Genomic DNA, 16,543 nt, shown 5'->3' on the forward strand with positions numbered 1-16,543 from the left:
GGTTGGTCACCGCCGGACGAGTGATTCACACCCGGGGTTCGACCAGCGCGCGGGCGTAGTTCGCCATCGACCGCTGGTACCGCGGCAGGTGGGGGGCGAGCGCGCCGAGCACCAGGGACAGGCCCTCGCGGTCGCGGCCGAGGCTGGACAGGCACAGGGCGAGACAGGCCCGTACCGCGTCGTCCAACTCGTCCGAGGGCGCGTCCAGTTCGGGGGTGAGGAGCTTGACGCCCTCCGCCGCCCGGCCGGTGTTCCGCAGCGAGCTCGACAGCTGGATCTTCGCCCGGCGGCCCTTGTACCCGTCGAGTCCGCGGGCCAGTGCCTCCCGGTACAGCGGCACCGCCTTGTCGGAGTGCCCGGTGGAGTCCCAGGCGCAGGCCTGCTCGAAGGGCCCGAGCGGGCTGTCGTCCGGCAGTTCGGCGACGAGGGTGTCGATCAGGGCGCGGAACTCGTGGGCGCGCTCCTCCGGATACGCGTCGAAGACGGCCCAGGCGGCGGTCACGCGGTCTTCCCAGTTCTGGTTCACCGCGTCACCCTCGCACACCCGTGCGCGCCCGGTCACCGGATTTGAGCGCAGCGCGCGCGGGAGCCGTATCCGAGGGCGTCGGGGCATGCTCGGCCCACCGGACCGGAGGAAACAGATGAGGTTGACAGGACTGCTGCTCGGCGTCGCGGCCGTACTGACGCTGGCGGGCTGCGGCTCGGGCGGGACGACGGAGTCCGTGCCGCCCACCGCGACCGGCAGTCTGGAGCACCTGGCCGCCGAGGTGAAGTGCGCGCCGAACATGCAGACCGACGCGGACGAGATCCGCCAGGCCATCTGCGGCACCGGAAAGGGCAGGTTCATCCTCGCCACCTTCGCCACCGACCGCGGCCAGCGTGAGTGGATCAACGACGCGAAGGACTACGGCGGTCACTACCTGGTCGGCCGCAAGTGGGTCGCCGTCGGCGACGACGGGGTGGTCAAGGCGCTGCGCGGCACGCTCGGCGGCGACCTGGAGGACGGCGCCGACCACCACGCGCACAGCGGCTGACGAGCGCCTTCGGGCACGGCGAAGGCCGGTGACGGGAGGGGGGATCGTCACCGGCCTTCTGTCCTGCGCCCGTTACGGGATCACGAGCAGTTCTGACCGCGGTTCACGCAGTTGGCGATCTTGTTGGCCAGACCGTTCTTCGTGACGCTGATGAAGTCGTCGTGGTCCGTGGCCGCCTTGTGCAGCTGCTCCGGGAACCCGTCCACCGCGTAGGCGTTCTTCACCTGGCCGTTCTGGACGGTCGGCGGCGTGATGTCGTACACGAGGCGCATCGTCAGCTGCGGGATCGCCTTGAAGCCGTTCTGGCAGTTGCCGCCCGCGTCGGCGAACGCGACGTGCGTGCGGTGGTTGGCGCTGTCGACGTTCTGGCCGTCCCAGCAGCTCTGGAAGGCGAACGTGCGCACCACCTTGCTGCCCCGCGGGCAGATCGGGTACTGCGTGGTCAGCTGGACCTTGTTCTCGAAGCCGGTGCAGCTCCAGTGCGCGTTGGCGTTGGCCAGGCCGTTGGTGGTGGTCTTGGCGTCACCGGTGATGATCCGCAGGAACTGCGGCATCGCCACGACCTTGCTCCGCGGGCTGCCCACGTACTTGATCTGCGCCTGCACCGGGGTCAGGATGCGGCCGACGTTGCCTTCCTTGCCACCGCCGTCGGCGTTCTGGTCGAAGTCCCGGGTGCCGTCCTGGACGCGGACGACCGGCCAGTAGTACGACGACAGGTCGCTCTGGTTCTGGCAGCTCGTGGCGGCCTGGAGGAACGTCTGGTTGCTGGAGAAGGCGTTGACCTTCTGGTTGCCGACGTAGTCGTGCAGGTGGTGCGCGCCGTTGGCCACACCGGGCGCCACGATCACGTTGTCGGTGTTGTGGTTCTTGTTGGCGTTCACACCGCAGCGCGTGGTGAAGGTGCCGGTCGAGGCGTTGCGGCCGGCGCGCGGCTTGGCCTTGACGTTCGCCTGGACCTTGGTGATGTCCACGAAGTCGGCCGCGACCGGACCGTTGCCGGCCTGCCCGCCGATGTTGCCCTGCTGGCCGTTCTGACCCTGCTGGCCGTTCTGACCTTGCTGCTGACCGCCCTGCTGCTGACCGCCGTTCTGCTGCTGACCGCCCTGCTGTTGGCCGCCTTGCTGCTGGCCGCCGGCGGTGGGCTGGTTGGCGTTCTGCGCCGTGCAGGTGGCCAGGGTGTCCAGGCTGCCGGGAGCGGTGCCGCCGACGCGGGTGATCTCCAGCTTGATCCGGTCGAGGATCACCTTCCGCCGGTCCTGGAGCGGCTGGAGGATGGAGTTCTGCACGAAGCTCGCGTCCCTGGCCTGCGCGTCCCGCGTGGTCGCCAGACGCTGGTAGGCGTCGGTGATCTGGCGGTCGAGGTTGGCCAGTTCCCCGGCGACCTCGGTACGGGCCTGCGCCGGCACGTTGGTGAGCTTCTGGCCCACGTCCGGGCAGGAGATCGTCGAGACCTGCGCCGTCGCGGCCTTCGTCTGGTTGCCTCCCCACGACTGGTTGTCCGACTCGTGAGCCGAGGCATAGAAGTTCGCCCAGATCAGCCCGCCCCCACCGAGCGCTAGGGCCGCCGATGCGGCTATGGCCTTGGTGGCCAGCGGCGTACGGCGTTTTCGTGTGTTGCGTCCCATGGAACTCCTCTGACTTCCTTGCGGGGCAGCATCGAGGCGCCCGACAGGAGTGAAGCGGCGCCCATCCATACGGACGCCGCCCCGGAGGTGTTCAGCGGTCTCACGAATTCCTCACGGAACCACGGTGCGACAGCGGCCCCAACCGCCGTGCGCACAAGGGAAGTTCACGGACATCGGCGGTCATGCCGGATCGCTCCCGGTCCGTGCCAGCAGCTTCGCCTCCACCTCCGGGTCCAGGCCCTTGCAGGTCCGGTCCGGGCGCTGGGGCGCGCTGCCGCCGATCTGTGTCAGCCACCGCCAGGTGTCCGCGACGGTCTCGCCCACCGGCCGGCACACCAGCCCCGTAGCCACCGCCCGCGAGACGTCCGCGCCGTGCACGGCGTCGTACATCTCGCCGCCCGGCGGCACCCACACCGGCAGCTCGGTCCACGGCTCGATCCCGGCCTTCAGGATCGGCTCCGGGCCGGTCCAGCGCAGCTCCGCGTCCGCGCCGGTGACCCGCAGGCACGCCTGGAGCAGCTCGCCCATGGTGGTGTGGCCGGGCGGGCTCACCAGGTTGTACGGCCCGGACAGCCCCCGCTCCAGCGCGCCGAGCAGCCATTCGGCGAGGTCGCGCACGTCGACGTACTGCACGGGCAGTTCGCGCGGGCCGGGGGCCAGGACCGGGCCGCCGCGGGCGATCCGGGTCAGCCACCAGGGCAGCCGGCCGACGTTCTCGTACGGGCCGAGGATCAGCCCGGCCCGGACCAGCAGCGAGTCGGCCGCGCCGAAGGCCCCGACGGCGGCCAGTTCCCCGCCGCGCTTGTCCCGCGCGTAGCCCGTCGCCCCGGCGTCCGCGGCGGCGCCCTCGACCAGCGGGGCGTCCTCCGCGCCGCCGTGCGGACAGGGCCAGGCGTACACCGACCGGCTGGAGACGTACGCGTACCGCCCGGCCCGGCCGCGCAGCAGCCGGGCCGCCTCGTGCACGGCACGCGGGGCGGCCGACCAGGTGTCCACCACGGCGTCCCAGTCCTCGCCGTCCGCCGCGAGGGCGGCGAGGCCGTCGGGCGCGGTGCGGTCGCCGTGCAACGACCGCACCCCGGCCGGGGGTCGGTGCCGTCCCCGGTGGAAGACGGTCACCTCCCAGCCGCGTCCGAGCGCGGCTTCCACCACGGCCCGTCCCACGAACTCCGTTCCGCCCAGCACGAGAAGTCTCATGCCGGGATCGTGCCCGGTCCGGGGCCGTGGCGACGCGGGGCTCTGCCGACGGCAGAACGTCCGGCGGGACGCGGCTGCCGGGCCCCTGGCACCCGGCCTTCACCGGTGCCCCACGGCCACCGGGCCCGGCACCGCCGACGTCCCCGCCCCGGCCGTGCGCGGCTTCGGCGGCACCGGCTCGGGTGGTACCCGGGTGGCCGCACCGGTCCCGGCGGCTGTGCGGGGGCTCCGTCGGGGCCGTGCGGTCGGCGGAGCCCGGGCCCGTGGGAGCTGGCGGCCCAGCGGGAGGGGGACCGTCAGGCTCGGGTGGTACCCGGGTGGGCGCACCGGTCCCGGCGGAGCCCAGGCCCGCGGGCGTCGGTGGCCCGGCGGGAGGGGGACCCTCACCCGGGTGGCCGCACCGCTGCACCGGACCCGGTGGAGCCCAGGTCATGGAGCCGGCGGCCCGGCCAGGGGCGGAATCGTCAGCGGTTGGTCGGTGGGGTGTACTTGTAGCCGACCCGGCGTACCGTCTGGATCGCCTGGCGGTGCTCGGCGCCCAGCTTGCGGCGCAGCCGGGCGATGTGGACGTCGACGGTGCGGCCGTCGCCGACGTGGCCGTAGCCCCACACCGTGGTGACCAGCTGGTCGCGGGTGTGCACCCGGTGCGGGTGCGCCACCAGGTGCGCCAGCAGCTCGAACTCCAGGTAGGTCAGGTCGAGTTCACGGCCGTCGACGCTGGCGGTGCGCCGCACGGGGTCGATCCGCACCGGCGGTTCGGTGCCGGGGTCCGGCTCGGTCTCCTGCTGGTCCGGGACCGCGACCGGCAGGAACGGGGGCCGCTGGTCGGCCGGGACCAGCACCAGGTAGCCGACCATCGGCGGCTGGCCCGGCAGGGTGGGCAGGGCGTGCTGCGGCGCGGGCAGCCAGGTGGCGCCGGGCGGCAGGAAGTCCGCGACGTCCACCACCTCGTCCCGGTCGACGGCCCGCAGCCGGTGCCGGGTGCCGTTCGCGGCGGGGGCGGTCAGGGTGGCGGTGGAGAGGGAACGGGAGGTCGCCATGAGAGGTCAGCTCTTTCGCGCGAGGAGTTCGTCGGAAGGTGCGGCGGCCGCGATTCGTGGTCGGGCGCGCCGGAGGACGTACGTCGTTCCGCGCTGGCCGAAGGCCGGGGTGTACGGCTTTAGAGGGCCCGCGCGTTCCTCGCGGGGCGACACACACGGTCGAAGTCGTGGTGCTGACGGGAAGGCCAGAACGGCTCAAGGTCGTGGCGACCCGTCGCGGTGATCTGCTGGAAGCCGTCCATGCGCCCATTGAAGCAGAGGCGTGCGCCGGGCAGGAGCCTCCTCTCACTGCTTGGACGCTTCCTTGGCGTGAAGTTGACGTTGCGTTCACCCCGAATTCCGGATTTCCGCCCTGGTCAGCGGCCTGCCGCCGCCCGCCGGTGGCCGGATTGTCGTCTCATTCCCCGGACAGTGGCGGGGTGGGGGCGGGGCGTGACGCGCGCGAGGGGCGCCCGCCGTCATGGCGGACGCCCCTCGGACGCGGCGGTACGGATCAGACCTGGCCGGCCTTCTCCAGCGCGGTGCAGCAGGTGTCCACCAGCAGGCGGGTCACCACGTACGGGTCGACGTTGGCGTTCGGGCGGCGGTCCTCGATGTAGCCCTTGCCGTCCTTCTCGACCTGCCACGGGATGCGGACCGAGGCACCGCGGTCGGAGACGCCGTAGGAGAACTTGTCCCAGGGGGCGGTCTCGTGCAGGCCCGTCAACCGCTCGTCGATGCCGGCGCCGTAGCTCTTCACGTGGTCGAGCGGCTTCGAGCCCTCGCCGAGCGACTCGCACGCGGTGACGATGGCGTCGTAGCCCTCGCGCATGGCCTTGGTGGAGAAGTTGGTGTGCGCGCCCGCGCCGTTCCAGTCGCCCTTGACCGGCTTCGGGTCCAGGGTCGCGGAGACGCCGAAGTCCTCGGCGGTGCGGTACAGCAGCCAGCGGGCCACCCACAGCTGGTCGGAGACCTCCAGCGGGGCGAGCGGGCCGACCTGGAACTCCCACTGGCCCGGCATGACCTCGGCGTTGATGCCGGAGATGCCGAGACCGGCCTTCAGGCAGTTCTCCAGGTGGGCCTCGACGATCTCCCGGCCGAAGATCTCGTCGGCGCCGACACCGCAGTAGTAGCCCCCCTGCGGGGCCGGGAAGCCGCCCTCGGGGAAGCCCAGCGGGCGGGAGCCGTCGAAGAAGGTGTACTCCTGCTCGATGCCGAAGACCGGCTCCTGCGCGGCGAACCGCTCGGCGACCTCGGCCAGCGCGGCGCGGGTGTTGGACGGGTGCGGCTGCATGTCGGTGTCGAGCACCTCGCACAGCACCAGGATGTCGTCGCCGCCGCGGACCGGGTCCGGGCAGGTGAAGACCGGCTTGAGCACGCAGTCCGAGGAGTGGCCCTCGGCCTGGTTGGTGGAGGAGCCGTCGAAGCCCCAGATCGGCAGCGCGTCGAGACCGGCCGGGGCACCCGTGATGATCTTCGTCTTGGAACGCAGCTTGGCCGTCGGCTCGGTGCCGTCGATCCAGATGTACTCAGCCTTGAAGGCCACGGGGCCACATCCTTCGGGGGTGGGTCGGGTGCACTCGCGGGTGCTGCGGCGCTGCGGCACCGGTGCGCCGCTCGATCTGCCGGGCAGCCTGCCAACAGGCCGTTTCCCGTCCATTGCTCGTCTGTGAACCCCGTGTTACCTGGTCGTTCTGTGTCCGGGCTCACCCGGTGAGGCCGCGCCGGGTGAGGTACGGGCCGCTCACCGCCCGCCGGCGGCGGCCTCCCGTACGCCGGTGAGGAAGTCCCTGATCGCCGCGAGCTGGTGGTCGTCACAGCCGCGCAGCAGCTCCACCGACCGCTCGATCAGCGGCCCGAAGAAGGCCTGGCCGAGCTCCACCGCACGGTCCTCCACCTCGATCACGACCCTGCGCCGGTCCCGCTCGCCGCGCACCCGGCGCACCAGCCCGGCCCCCTCCAGCCGGTCGACGAGCGCGGTCGTACCCGCCGAATTGAGCCCGAGCACGCCGCCGAGCCGCCCGGCGCTCATCTCCTCGCCCGCGCGCCGCGCGTCCATGAGCGCGATCAGGGCGCGCACGTCGGTGGGGTGCATGCCGTTCCGCTGGGCGAACCGGCCGCTGTGCAGGCCGAGTTCCACGGTGGTGGCGCGCAGCAGGTGGACGATCTCCAGTTCGGGCCCCGGGGCGGGGCCGGACGGGGTGGACACGGGCAGCCTCCCGGCTATCATCTCGCTCGACGAATATCTTGCTGGGCGAGATGATAGGGGGCGGCGCCATGGCCGGACACGACCGGGAGGCGTACCGGGTTGCGTACGACAAGGTGATGGCGAAGTGGCCCGCCGACCGTGAGGCGCTGACGGTCGCCACACCCTTCGGCGAGGCCCACGTCAACGTCTGCGGCCCGCGGGACGCGCCGCCGCTGCTCCTGCTGCCGGGCGGCGGCGGAGCGACCTCCGCCTCCTGGTACGCGCAGGCCGCCGGGCTCGCCCGGATCCGCCGGGTGCACGCCGTGGACCTGCCCGGCGCACCCGGGCTGAGCCGGGCCGGCGACCGCCGCCCCCGCACGGTCGCCGACCTGGCCGACTGGCTGGACGCCGTCCTGGACGGCCTCGGTGTCGGTGTGACCGACCTCGGCGGCCACTCCTACGGCGGCTGGATCGCCCTGCACCACGCGCTGCGCGCGCCCGCCCGGGTGCGCCGTCTGTTCCTCCTGGACCCGACCCTGTGCTTCGCCGGGTTCAAGACGGCGTACCTGCTGCACGCGCTGCCGATGCTGCTGCGGCCCGCACCCCGCCGGGTCCGCGCCTTCCTGGAGTGGGAGACCGGGGGAGCGGCGCTCGACCCCGACTGGCTGGCGCTCCAGGAGGCCGCCGCCGGCTTCCCGGCGGCGAAGCCGGTGACCAGGCCCCGGCCGGCGCCGGACGCGCTGCGTGCCCTGCGGGTGCCGGTCCTGCTGCTCGTGGCCGCGAACAGCAGGGCCCATGACCCTCACGAGGTGGTGGCGCGGGCCGGTGCGCTGCTGCCGCACGCGGAGACGGCCGTACTGCCGGACGTCTCCCACCACGCGCTGCCGCAGACGGCACCACCGGACCTGATCCGCCACCTCACCGGATTCCTGTCGGCTCCCTGAGCCTCACCCCACCTTCTCGATCACCGCGCGCCGGATGAGGAACTTGCCCGGTTCCCGGACCTGTTCGAAGGCGGCGTTGTTGAGCAGGACGCAACTGCCGGAGACGGACGTCACCTTCACCGTGGTGGACTTGTCGTTGTCCAGGTTGGTGATCTTCAGGGTCGTCCCCGCCGGGAACTGGCCGCTGGACGCGGCCGGGGCGCCGCCCTCGCCGGAGAGCGTCACAGTGGATCCCTTGCACACCTGCCGGCCGGCGGCCTGCTGGTCGCCTCCTTGCTGGGCGCCCCCCGCCTGCTGACCGCCGCCCTGCCCGGTGTCGCCGCCCTGCGCCGCCTGGGAGCCCTGAGCCGGCTCCCCGACGGTGCAACCGGACGCCTTCTGCTGGACCTTGATCTGTTCGATGACCGCCTGCCGGTTGGCGATCCGGGCCGCCGACTGCGCGTCCGGTTCCGCCTTCTGGTCCGCGATGAACCTCTCGTTGTTGCCGAGGGCCGTGGCCAGCCCCTGGCAGACGGTCGAGTCCCCGGCGGACAGCGTCCTGGCGTCCTGCGGGCTCTGCGCGGCGTCGGAGGTGGACGCCAGGGCGAACGCCCCGCCGCCCGCCACCGCCGCGGCGCTCACGAGCAGCGCGAGCTTCTTCTTCGTACCGGGAGTTCTCCTGCGCGACATGCGCGCCTCCTGAAGAGGTAGGGGAGCGTACGCCGCTATGTACGAGATACCGAACGAGGCTGCTCAGCGGTTGCGGGAGCCGGTGAAGTGACCTGTGTCACCCCGGAGTTGATCCGCTCTCAGCCGTTGCCGCTGTGGGAGAGGGCCTCCCGTACGGCCTCCTCGCTGCGGGCCACCAGCGCCGTACCGTCGTCCGCGGTGATGATCGGGCGCTGGATCAGCTTGGGGTGCTCGCTGAGCGCGGTGATCCAGCGGTCCCGCGCGCTCTCGTCCCGCGGCCACTCCTTGAGCCCCAGCTCCTTGGCGACCGGCTCCTGGGTGCGGGTGATGTCCCACGGTTCGAGGTGCAGCCGGTCGAGTACGGCCCTGATCTCGTCGGCGCTCGGCACGTCCTCCAGGTAACGGCGGACGGTGTACTCGGCCCCCTCGGCGTCGAGCAGGCTGATCGCGCTGCGGCACTTGGAACAGGCCGGATTGATCCAGATCTCCATGCCGCACACGGTACGCGAAACCCGTTCGGCACCCCCGTCACTGGAGCCCCGAAAGCCCTTGTGGCCAGGGGATTTTGTCAGTGGTGGCCCGTAGAATAGAAGCAGTGTTCGAGGGTGCGCCGGACCCCGGCGTGTGCCCTGACCGCGACAGGAGGATGCCTGTGCCCGCTGCCGCCCTGAAGCCGAAGCCGTCGCCGACCCAGTCCACCGCCAAGCGTTCCGCGCTGTTCGACTCGCCCTACGAGCCCGTGGCGAAGCGACCGCTGCCGGCCGGACGGCCGCGCGAGTGGTACGTCACGCACAACCGGCGCCTGAAGGCCATGCGCCTGGCCATAGCCCTGCTCGACTCCGGGGTGTATCTGCCGGACCAGGCCCGCAACGAGACGATCCGCGGCACGGCGGAGCGGATCGGGATGCGCCCGCCGTCCGACACCACGTGCCACATGGTGCGGGCCCTGATGCGTTACTCGCGCTGAGCCGGCCGTGGTGCCGGGTACCCCGCGTCACCGGCGTGGGGCACCCGGCACCGTCACGCCGTCAGTTCCCGCTCCAGCGGGGTCCGGAAGCGCGGGGTGATCCGGGTCGCGCCCAGCCGGTCGCGCAGGCGCTCCGCCTCCGCCGTGACCTCGGCCGCGGCCTCCCGGCGGACGCCCTCCCCGGGGATCCGCCAGACGATCCCGCCGTCCGCGCGCTGGGCCCAGCCGCCCACTACGCGGCCGTTCCACCACACGGTCGGACCCACGTTGCCGCTGCGGTCGAAGAGCAGGGGGCGCAGCGCCGGGTCCAGATACCAGTCGCGCCGCTGCCAGGCCATGGCCGTGGGATCCAGGGCGGGCAGCGCCGCCGCCCAGGGCGCGCCGGGGCCCGTCACCGGCTCCGCGTCCCCGGCACCGACGTATCCCGTGCCCTCGTCCAGCAGGACCTCCTCGGCACCGATCGCCGCCAGCGCGCGGCGGACCTCGCGGAGCGTCCAGCCCGTCCACCACTTCAGGTCCGCCTCGGTCGCCGGGCCGCACGCCCGCAGCCAGTGGCGCAGCAGGGTCGCCTGGGCCCCGGCCACGTCCAGCTCGGGGTGGGGCGGCGCCGGCGCCCAGCGGAACTGGCTCGACGTCCAGGAGCCGAGCGGGCGGCCCCGGACCGCCTTGCCCTCCACGCCGAGCACGCGCAGCAGGCGGGTCGAGACCGTGTGGACGCCCTCGTAGCTCTTCCCGGCCGCGTGGACGAACCGCTCGCGCAGGCGGGGCTCGTCCGCCGCCAGTTCCGCCGCCGTCGCCTGGCCGCGCCGGGCCAGCGCGGCGAGCGTGGCCTCCTCGACCTCCGCCAGCCACGCCGCGCCCGGGGCGCCGGCCAGCGCCATGTCCCGCAGCAGGCTCGCACGCTCACGGGCGGCCACCGTGCGGCCCGTCGAGGCGTGGACGACGGCCGTCAGGTCCGCCGGGAACACGAACACCGTGTGCCGCATGCCGTGCATCCGCACCAGCGTGCGGTCCTCGTACAGCGCCCGTTCCGTCTCCGGTACCGCCTGCGCGGGGTCGGTCAGCCGGGCGGCCACCGGCAGGTGCACGGTCGCCGGGTCCGAGCCGTGCAGGGCGACCAGGGAGGCCGCGACCTCCTCGGGCGTCACCGCCCGTGCCGCCCCGGCCAGCCGGTGCCGCACGGCCAGCCGGGCCCGCCGCTCCACCACGTCGACGTACCGCCGTCCCTCCGCCATACCGGCCTCCCCTTCGGCTCGCGATGTGTTGTCGCCATGGTCGCCGGTGCCACTGACACTGCGCGCGGGGCGAGGCGGTGGAGCCGCGCGCCGACACCGGCCCGCGGCCCCGCGGGCCGGGCTACAGCAGGGTCTTCACGAACTCCCGGCGGTCCTCGGGGTGGTCGTGGAGCCACAGGCCCAGCATGTGGTCGGCGTCGGGAAGGTCGAAGCGGGTGCACTGGGCGCGGGTCGAGAGCGCGTCCTGGACGGCTCGGGTCACCGCCGGGGGGATGATCGTGTCCGTGCCGGGGACCGCGAGCACCGCCCGGCCCTCGTACGAGCGCAGCGCCTCCAGGGCGGGGGAGTCGCGCCAGCTCTCGGGCGTGCGGATCAGCTCCGAGAAGCGGCCCTCGCCGGTGCCGAACGGCACGTCCCAGGCCTCGGGCGTGTAGACGGCGGGCGCGCACAGGCCCACCGCCGCCACCCGGCGCCCGTAGTGCCGTACCAGGTCCGCCACCGTCTGCCCTCCCCCACGCTCGGCTTCGCTCGCGCGGGGGGACCCCCATCGCTGAAGCCGACCAGGATCAGCGGGTCGTCCTCCGGGACGTGCGCGTCGAGCACCGCCACCGCCTGCTCGTACCGCCGCCGCAGGCTCAACTCCGCGAGCGCCCCCGTGCTTTCGCCGTGGCCGGAGAAGTCGAACGCCAGGGCGCGGCAGCCGTGGGCGGCGAAGTCGGCCAGGAGGGGCAGCAGCCGTTGCTTGCTGCCGTTGCCCGCGCCGTGCAACAGGAGTGCCGTGGTACGGCCGGGCCGCCCGGCGCTCACCCCGCTGAGCCGTTCACCGTCGTACGGGTGGTTGAAATCGGTGAGTTCATCCATGCGGGCCATTCACTCACGGCCGCACGCGCCCAGAAAAAACGCGGTGCACGGACCGTCATGGCATCGCTACGCTGGGCGAACCCGCGCGTATCCCCCGACACCCCAGGAGGTCCGTCATGCGTGGCATTCTCGCGACCGGGACCGTCGTCCTGGTGATCCTCGGAACCGGAAACCACCTCTGGTGGCTCGCCGCCGTCGCCCTGCTGTATCTGTACGCGACGCACGGCCGTGGCTCGCCCGGCACCACCCCGCCGGCCGGCACCGGCACCCCGCCCGACAGCTACCGGGCGTACCGGGACCGCCGGGACCGGCAGGCCGAGTGGGAGCGCCGCTACCGCCGTGAGCGGCCCTTCGAGGCCCGGCGGCAGGGGCGGGAGAAGAGCGGGAAGTGAGCGGGGGCGTCGCCGGCCGTCACAGGCCGGGGGCGCCCCACACCGGGAACCAGCGGCCGAGGTCCTGCTCGATCCGCAGGTCGTCGCCGAGCGTGGCCCTGAGCTGGAGCTCCAGCGCGGTGTCCCGCCGCTCGGCGGCGCCGGGCAGCGGGGCGAACGGGTAGAACGTGCCGCGCTTGTAGAGGTAGACGAGCGCCAGCTTCCGGCCGGTGCCGTCCGTGAACCCGGCCAGCGAGCACAGCAACTGCGGGCCGAAGCCGTTGACCTCCAGCGAACTGTTCACGGCGTGCAGATCGTTGACCAGTTCGGGCAGCTGGTCGGGGGAGCGTCGGGACACCAGCCAGGAGTAGCCGTAGCCGTCCCGGCGCAGCTCCACCGGCGGGCCGGTCCGGTCGGTGTCCGCGTCCAGCAGCGCCTGCACCTCACGGTGCATCTGCTCGAAGGCCGCGCCCTCCACCGTGGCGAAGCACACCGCCCCGACCCCGGTCGGCGTGAAACCCGCTGCCACCTCCAGCGTCACGGCCGCCGACGGCAGCGCGAAGAGCTGGTCGAGATCGGGCGCGACCGGTTTGGTACGGCCCAGCAGGATGTCCAGCAGCCCCACCGGTCAGCCCGCCTTCCCCGGGGTGGCGGCCTCGCCCAGCTCCGCCGAGATCCGGCCCAGCTGCTCCAGCCGCTGCTCCAGGGTCGGGTGCGTGGAGAAGAACCGCTCGATGCCGGGTTCCCGGCCGGTCGCCGGGGTGAAGTAGAACGCGTTGAACGCCTGGGCCGTGCGCAGGTCCTTGGTCGGGATCCGGGCGATCTCCCCGGAGACCTTGGTGAGCGCCGCCGCCAGTGCCGACGGCTGGCCGGTCAGGTGCGCCGCGGCGCGGTCGGCCGCCAGCTCCCGGTACCGGGACAGCGACCGGATCAGCAGGAAGCTGATCGCGTACACGGCCGCCGAGACGCCCAGGACCGCGGCGAAGACCGCGGCCGTGTTCTGGTCCCGGCGGCCCGAGCCGAAGACCTGGGAGTAGAGGGCGAACCGCACGACCAGGCCCGCGAGCACCCCGAGGAACGACGCGACCGTGATCACGGCGACGTCCTTGTGCCGCACGTGCGACAGCTCGTGCGCGAGCACGCCCTCCAGCTCGGCCGGCTCCAGCCGGCGCAGCAGCCCGGTGGTCACGCAGACGACCGCGTGCTCGGGGCTGCGCCCGGTCGCGAACGCGTTCGGCATGTCCATCGCGGACACGGCGACCGCCGGCTTGGGCAGGTCCGCGATCGCGCACAGCCGGTCGACCACGGCGTGCAGCTCGGGATACTCCTCCCGCTCCACGACCCGCCCGCGCATGGCGAACATCGCGATCCGGTCGGAGAACCAGAACTGCGCCACGAACAGCGCCCCGATCAGGACGGCGACCAGCACCCAGGACTTCAGCAGCACGATCAGTGCGGCGACGAAGCCCACGTACAGAAGCCCGAGCAGGAACAGCGTCAGACCCATACGCACGGTCAGCCGCCGATCGCTCCGGAACCGGCTCCGCATCTTGCATCACCCCGCAGTCAGGCACTCGTCCCGCTGTCCAGTGTGCACCTGTGGATGGCCATGAAGTGGTCCGGAACGTCCCCAGGAGCAGCAAAATGTCCCTGTGTGTCACCGGTGCGGTGCCTTCGGTCAGCCCAGCAGGGCACGACCCCGGGCCAGCAGCAGGGCGACCTCCGGTTCCGCCCGGCTCCCTGCTCCCCACCGCAGTGCGCGCCGCACCACCGCTGCCGCCCGCGTCCGCAGTCGCTCGTCGGGACCGCCGAGCAGCGCCACGGCCGCCCGCAGGCGTACGACCTCGCCGTGCGCGTGCAGCAGCCGCCACGCCGACACCCGCACCCAGCGGGGGCGTGCCGGGTCCAGCCGCCGCACCAGTTCCTGCCCCGGCAGCCCGGCGGCCGACGGCAGGAGAGCGAGCGTCGCCTCGCGCACCACGCCGGGTGCCGGGTCGTCGAGCATCCGCCACATCCGCCGTACGTCCGTCACGTCCAGCGTCCGCAGCCCGGCCACGGCCCGTGCCCGCACCCCCGGTGCCGGATGATCCGACAGCGGCCACAGCAGGGCGGCGTCCGCGCGCGTCCCGCACTCCGCGAGCCCGATCGCGGCACCGGGCGGCAGTACCGGGTCGGCGGCCTCGGCGCAGCGCGCCCGGTACCAGGACAGCGGATCGGTCCCGTGCTGCCGCAGGACGTAGCGGGCGCAGGCCCGCACCAGCGCCGACCGGTCCGCGAGGAAGTCCAGCGCCCGGTCCGGCCGGCCCAGCCGCCGCAGCGCGGTCACGCCGGCCGACCGGGCCCGTGGGCTGCGGGCGCCGAGCAGAGCGTCCAGCACCTCCGCCGCGGTGTCGTGCGTGATGGCGGTGAGCGCCGCGTCCGCGCACAGCGTCTGTACGACGGTGTCGTCGTCGCGGGCGGCGGCGCGGGCCAGTTCGGCGGGGGAGAGGAAGCCCTCCTCGACGGCGAGGCCGTACGCGAACCGGCGTACCGCACGGTCGCCGGACGCGAGCAGCGGGGCCAGCCGCTCCCGGGGCGCCCGCCGCAGGACGTCGCCGAGCAGGCCCAGGGCGAAGTCACCGCGGTGACGGTCGCCCAGGCGCCGGATCAGCGGGGCGAGCGGTGCGGCCGTCACGGCGTCCAGCGCCTCGGCGAGCCGGTCACGGGCCCGTGCCCGCACCGGCTCCGCCCAGTCGGTGCACCGCACGACCACGAGGGGGAGCAGCGCCGGACGGCCGGCCACCCGGCCCAGCGCACGGTGCCGGACCCTGCCGTCACGGTGACACAGGGCGACGGCGAGCCGGGCGTCGCTCAGCGGATCGTCGGCGGCCAGGGCGGTGAGCAGGGCGTGCTCGCCGGCCGACCGCTCCCGGCCGACGGCCGACGGCCCGCTCCGCCCGGCCACCCGCACACCCTCGTCCAACTCCAGCCAGGCCGCGGGGTCGCCGGTGTCGAGCGCGTCCGCCAGCGCCACGCCCTCGGCGAGGCGGAGTGCCGCCGCGACGCCTGCCCGCATGAACGTCTCCTGCCCGTGTCGTCCGCTCGCTGCTTCCGGCTCGGCTCCTAGTACGGCGAGCGCATCTGGGCGTACCCCAGCAGCACGATGACCACCGCCACGCAGCCGAGGACCACGGCCGTCGAGACCCAGGAGGACCGGCGTGGCGCCGGGTCCGGGTCGGCGCGGAAGGGCGCCGGGTTCGGCGGGTTCTCCTTCCAGCGGGCGGCGAGCATCCGGGCCCGGGCGGAGGGCTCCTTGTGCTCGGCGGAGTTCGCCCAGGTGTGATCGAACTCGCGCTCCCAGTCGTTCTGTTCCGGCATCCCCGTTCAACCTCTCTCGTCCGACACGATCCGGAGGGATGATCTCCCGACAATAGGAAGTCTGAGAAGCGGGAAAGGTTGCACGGCGGCGGAAGCCGGTCAGCCGGAGCGGCGGAAACGGCTCCGGTACTCCGTGGGCGTCGTGTCGAGCTTGCGGCGGAACGCCCGGATCAGCGTGTCGGCCGTACCGAAGCCGCACGCGGTGGCGACGCGGTCCAGGGTGTCGTCCGTGGTTTCGAGCCGGTTCCGTGCCGCCTCGACGCGGGCCGCCTCGATGTAGGCGGCCGGGGTCATGCCGAGCTCCGCCGTGAAGATCCGGGCGAGCTGGCGTTCGCTGACGTGGGCGTGCCGGGCGAGGTCGGCGATGGTCAGCGGCCCGGTGAGGTGCTCGGCGACGAAGTGGCGCAGACCGGCCATGCGCGGGGTGCTGGAGACGGGCTCGACGGGCACGCTGAACTGGCTCTGCCCGCCCGGCCGCTTCAGGTACATGACCAGCTGCCGGGCGACCCGCAGGGCGACGGCCTCCCCGAAGTCCTCGGCGACCAGCGCGAGGGACAGGTCCAGGCAGGCGGTGATGCCCGCGCCGGTCCACACCCCACCGTCCCGGATGAAGATCGGGTCGGCGTCGACCCGGACGGCGGGATGCTCGGCGGTGAGCTGCCGGGCGGTCGACCAGTGGGTGGTGGCGCGCCTGCCGTCCAGCAGACCGGCGGCGGCGAGCAGGTGGGCGCCCACGCAGACGGACGCCACGCGCCGGCTGCGGGCGGCGAGCGTCCGCACCTGGGCGACGACGGCGGGATCGGCCAGGGCCCGCACCCGCCGCTCCTCGTCGACCTCGACCGAGCCCGGCACCAGCAGCGTGTCGATGGCACGCCCGGACACCTCCGCGAAGGTGAGGTCGGGCAGCACCCGCACCCCGGCGGCGGTCGTGACGGGCTCCATGGCCGCGGCGGCCAGGACCACCTCGTAACCGGTATCCCCGCCGGTCTCCCGCCGGACCAGCGCGAACACCTCCGGCGGGCCGGTGACGTCCAGCAGGTCGACGCCGTCGAACAGCATGATCACGATGAACCGCC

The 16,543-nt window shown here is 73.4% G+C and carries 20 protein-coding genes; 4 read left to right on the top strand and 16 right to left on the bottom strand.

The annotated features are described in order from the left end of the window. Positions 1–25 precede the first annotated feature (25 nt). On the bottom strand, positions 26–544 hold the full coding sequence (locus IE294_RS33385) for a tetratricopeptide repeat protein (RefSeq protein WP_189892456.1): 519 nt from the start codon (positions 542–544) through the stop codon (positions 26–28). 97 nt (positions 545–641) lie between these two features. Here IE294_RS33385 and IE294_RS33390 point away from each other — a divergent pair, with 97 nt between their 5' ends. Further along, positions 642–1,034: a hypothetical protein gene (locus IE294_RS33390; RefSeq protein ID WP_189892360.1), complete on the top strand. Its 393-nt coding sequence runs from the start codon at positions 642–644 to the stop codon at positions 1,032–1,034. Between the two features lie 80 nt (positions 1,035–1,114). Here IE294_RS33390 and IE294_RS33395 read toward each other — a convergent pair whose 3' ends face one another. From IE294_RS33395 to IE294_RS33415, 5 genes are all read right to left on the bottom strand, one after another. Beyond that, positions 1,115–2,659 carry a DUF1996 domain-containing protein gene (locus tag IE294_RS33395; RefSeq protein WP_189892362.1) on the bottom strand — a complete coding sequence of 515 codons (1,545 nt, stop codon included), beginning with the start codon at positions 2,657–2,659 and terminating at the stop codon, positions 1,115–1,117. A 180-nt stretch (positions 2,660–2,839) separates the two neighbouring features. Beyond that, positions 2,840–3,856 (bottom strand): NAD-dependent epimerase/dehydratase family protein, encoded by a 1,017-nt coding sequence (locus IE294_RS33400; protein WP_189892364.1) that lies wholly within the window; start codon positions 3,854–3,856, stop codon positions 2,840–2,842. 464 nt (positions 3,857–4,320) lie between these two features. After that, positions 4,321–4,896, bottom strand: a complete 576-nt coding sequence (locus IE294_RS33405; protein ID WP_189892366.1) for a winged helix-turn-helix domain-containing protein — start codon at positions 4,894–4,896, stop codon at positions 4,321–4,323. Between the two features lie 493 nt (positions 4,897–5,389). Continuing rightward, positions 5,390–6,421 (bottom strand): glutamine synthetase, encoded by a 1,032-nt coding sequence (gene glnII, locus IE294_RS33410; RefSeq protein WP_189892368.1) that lies wholly within the window; start codon positions 6,419–6,421, stop codon positions 5,390–5,392. 198 nt (positions 6,422–6,619) lie between these two features. After that, on the bottom strand, positions 6,620–7,084 hold the full coding sequence (locus tag IE294_RS33415) for a MarR family transcriptional regulator (protein ID WP_229917540.1): 465 nt from the start codon (positions 7,082–7,084) through the stop codon (positions 6,620–6,622). A gap of 68 nt (positions 7,085–7,152) precedes the next feature. Between IE294_RS33415 and IE294_RS33420 the strand changes: the two genes are divergently transcribed. After that, a complete protein-coding gene (locus IE294_RS33420) occupies positions 7,153–8,007 on the top strand; it encodes an alpha/beta fold hydrolase (RefSeq protein WP_189892371.1) in 855 nt (284 codons plus the stop codon). A 3-nt stretch (positions 8,008–8,010) separates the two neighbouring features. Here the strand turns inward: IE294_RS33420 and IE294_RS33425 are convergent, their stop codons facing one another. Then, a complete protein-coding gene (locus tag IE294_RS33425) occupies positions 8,011–8,676 on the bottom strand; it encodes an SCO2207 family protein (protein WP_189892373.1) in 666 nt (221 codons plus the stop codon). A 119-nt stretch (positions 8,677–8,795) separates the two neighbouring features. Continuing rightward, positions 8,796–9,167, bottom strand: coding sequence for an arsenate reductase family protein (locus IE294_RS33430; protein WP_058080287.1), 372 nt, complete (start codon positions 9,165–9,167; stop codon positions 8,796–8,798). A gap of 161 nt (positions 9,168–9,328) precedes the next feature. On the opposite strand from IE294_RS33430, the gene IE294_RS33435 reads away from it, so the two are divergent. Next, positions 9,329–9,643 carry a hypothetical protein gene (locus IE294_RS33435; RefSeq protein ID WP_189892375.1) on the top strand — a complete coding sequence of 105 codons (315 nt, stop codon included), beginning with the start codon at positions 9,329–9,331 and terminating at the stop codon, positions 9,641–9,643. 53 nt (positions 9,644–9,696) lie between these two features. Here the strand turns inward: IE294_RS33435 and IE294_RS33440 are convergent, their stop codons facing one another. From IE294_RS33440 to IE294_RS33445, 3 genes are all read right to left on the bottom strand, one after another. Next, positions 9,697–10,878 carry a winged helix DNA-binding domain-containing protein gene (locus IE294_RS33440; protein WP_189892377.1) on the bottom strand — a complete coding sequence of 394 codons (1,182 nt, stop codon included), beginning with the start codon at positions 10,876–10,878 and terminating at the stop codon, positions 9,697–9,699. Between the two features lie 121 nt (positions 10,879–10,999). After that, positions 11,000–11,290: a hypothetical protein gene (locus tag IE294_RS49845; RefSeq protein ID WP_373315883.1), complete on the bottom strand. Its 291-nt coding sequence runs from the start codon at positions 11,288–11,290 to the stop codon at positions 11,000–11,002. After that, entirely contained in the window at positions 11,251–11,748 is a 498-nt protein-coding gene (locus tag IE294_RS33445; protein WP_373315884.1) for an alpha/beta hydrolase, read from the bottom strand. The genes IE294_RS49845 and IE294_RS33445 overlap by 40 nt, the downstream gene beginning before the upstream one ends. Positions 11,749–11,855: 107 nt before the next feature. Between IE294_RS33445 and IE294_RS33450 the strand changes: the two genes are divergently transcribed. Continuing rightward, entirely contained in the window at positions 11,856–12,131 is a 276-nt protein-coding gene (locus IE294_RS33450) for a hypothetical protein (protein ID WP_189892379.1), read from the top strand. A 19-nt stretch (positions 12,132–12,150) separates the two neighbouring features. Here IE294_RS33450 and pspAB read toward each other — a convergent pair whose 3' ends face one another. The 5 genes from pspAB to IE294_RS33475 all read right to left on the bottom strand — a co-directional run bounded on the left by pspAB (position 12,151) and on the right by IE294_RS33475 (position 16,526). Beyond that, on the bottom strand, positions 12,151–12,735 hold the full coding sequence (pspAB, locus tag IE294_RS33455) for a PspA-associated protein PspAB (RefSeq protein ID WP_189892380.1): 585 nt from the start codon (positions 12,733–12,735) through the stop codon (positions 12,151–12,153). Positions 12,736–12,738: 3 nt separating this feature from the next. Continuing rightward, positions 12,739–13,659 carry a zinc metalloprotease HtpX gene (htpX, locus tag IE294_RS33460; RefSeq protein WP_189892382.1) on the bottom strand — a complete coding sequence of 307 codons (921 nt, stop codon included), beginning with the start codon at positions 13,657–13,659 and terminating at the stop codon, positions 12,739–12,741. 129 nt (positions 13,660–13,788) lie between these two features. After that, entirely contained in the window at positions 13,789–15,165 is a 1,377-nt protein-coding gene (locus IE294_RS33465; protein ID WP_189892384.1) for a hypothetical protein, read from the bottom strand. Between the two features lie 47 nt (positions 15,166–15,212). Further along, the gene (locus IE294_RS33470; protein WP_189892386.1) at positions 15,213–15,467 is read right to left on the bottom strand and encodes an SCO2583/SCO2584 N-terminal domain-containing protein; all 255 of its coding nucleotides are present in this window, start codon (positions 15,465–15,467) and stop codon (positions 15,213–15,215) included. A 99-nt stretch (positions 15,468–15,566) separates the two neighbouring features. Further along, complete coding sequence (locus tag IE294_RS33475) at positions 15,567–16,526, bottom strand: GlxA family transcriptional regulator (protein WP_189892457.1); 960 nt, start codon at positions 16,524–16,526, stop codon at positions 15,567–15,569. Between the last annotated feature and the right edge of the window lie 17 nt (positions 16,527–16,543).

Source organism: Streptomyces canarius (genome assembly GCF_014650735.1).
In the GTDB taxonomy this organism is placed as follows: Bacteria; Actinomycetota; Actinomycetes; order Streptomycetales; family Streptomycetaceae; genus Streptomyces; species Streptomyces olivaceoviridis.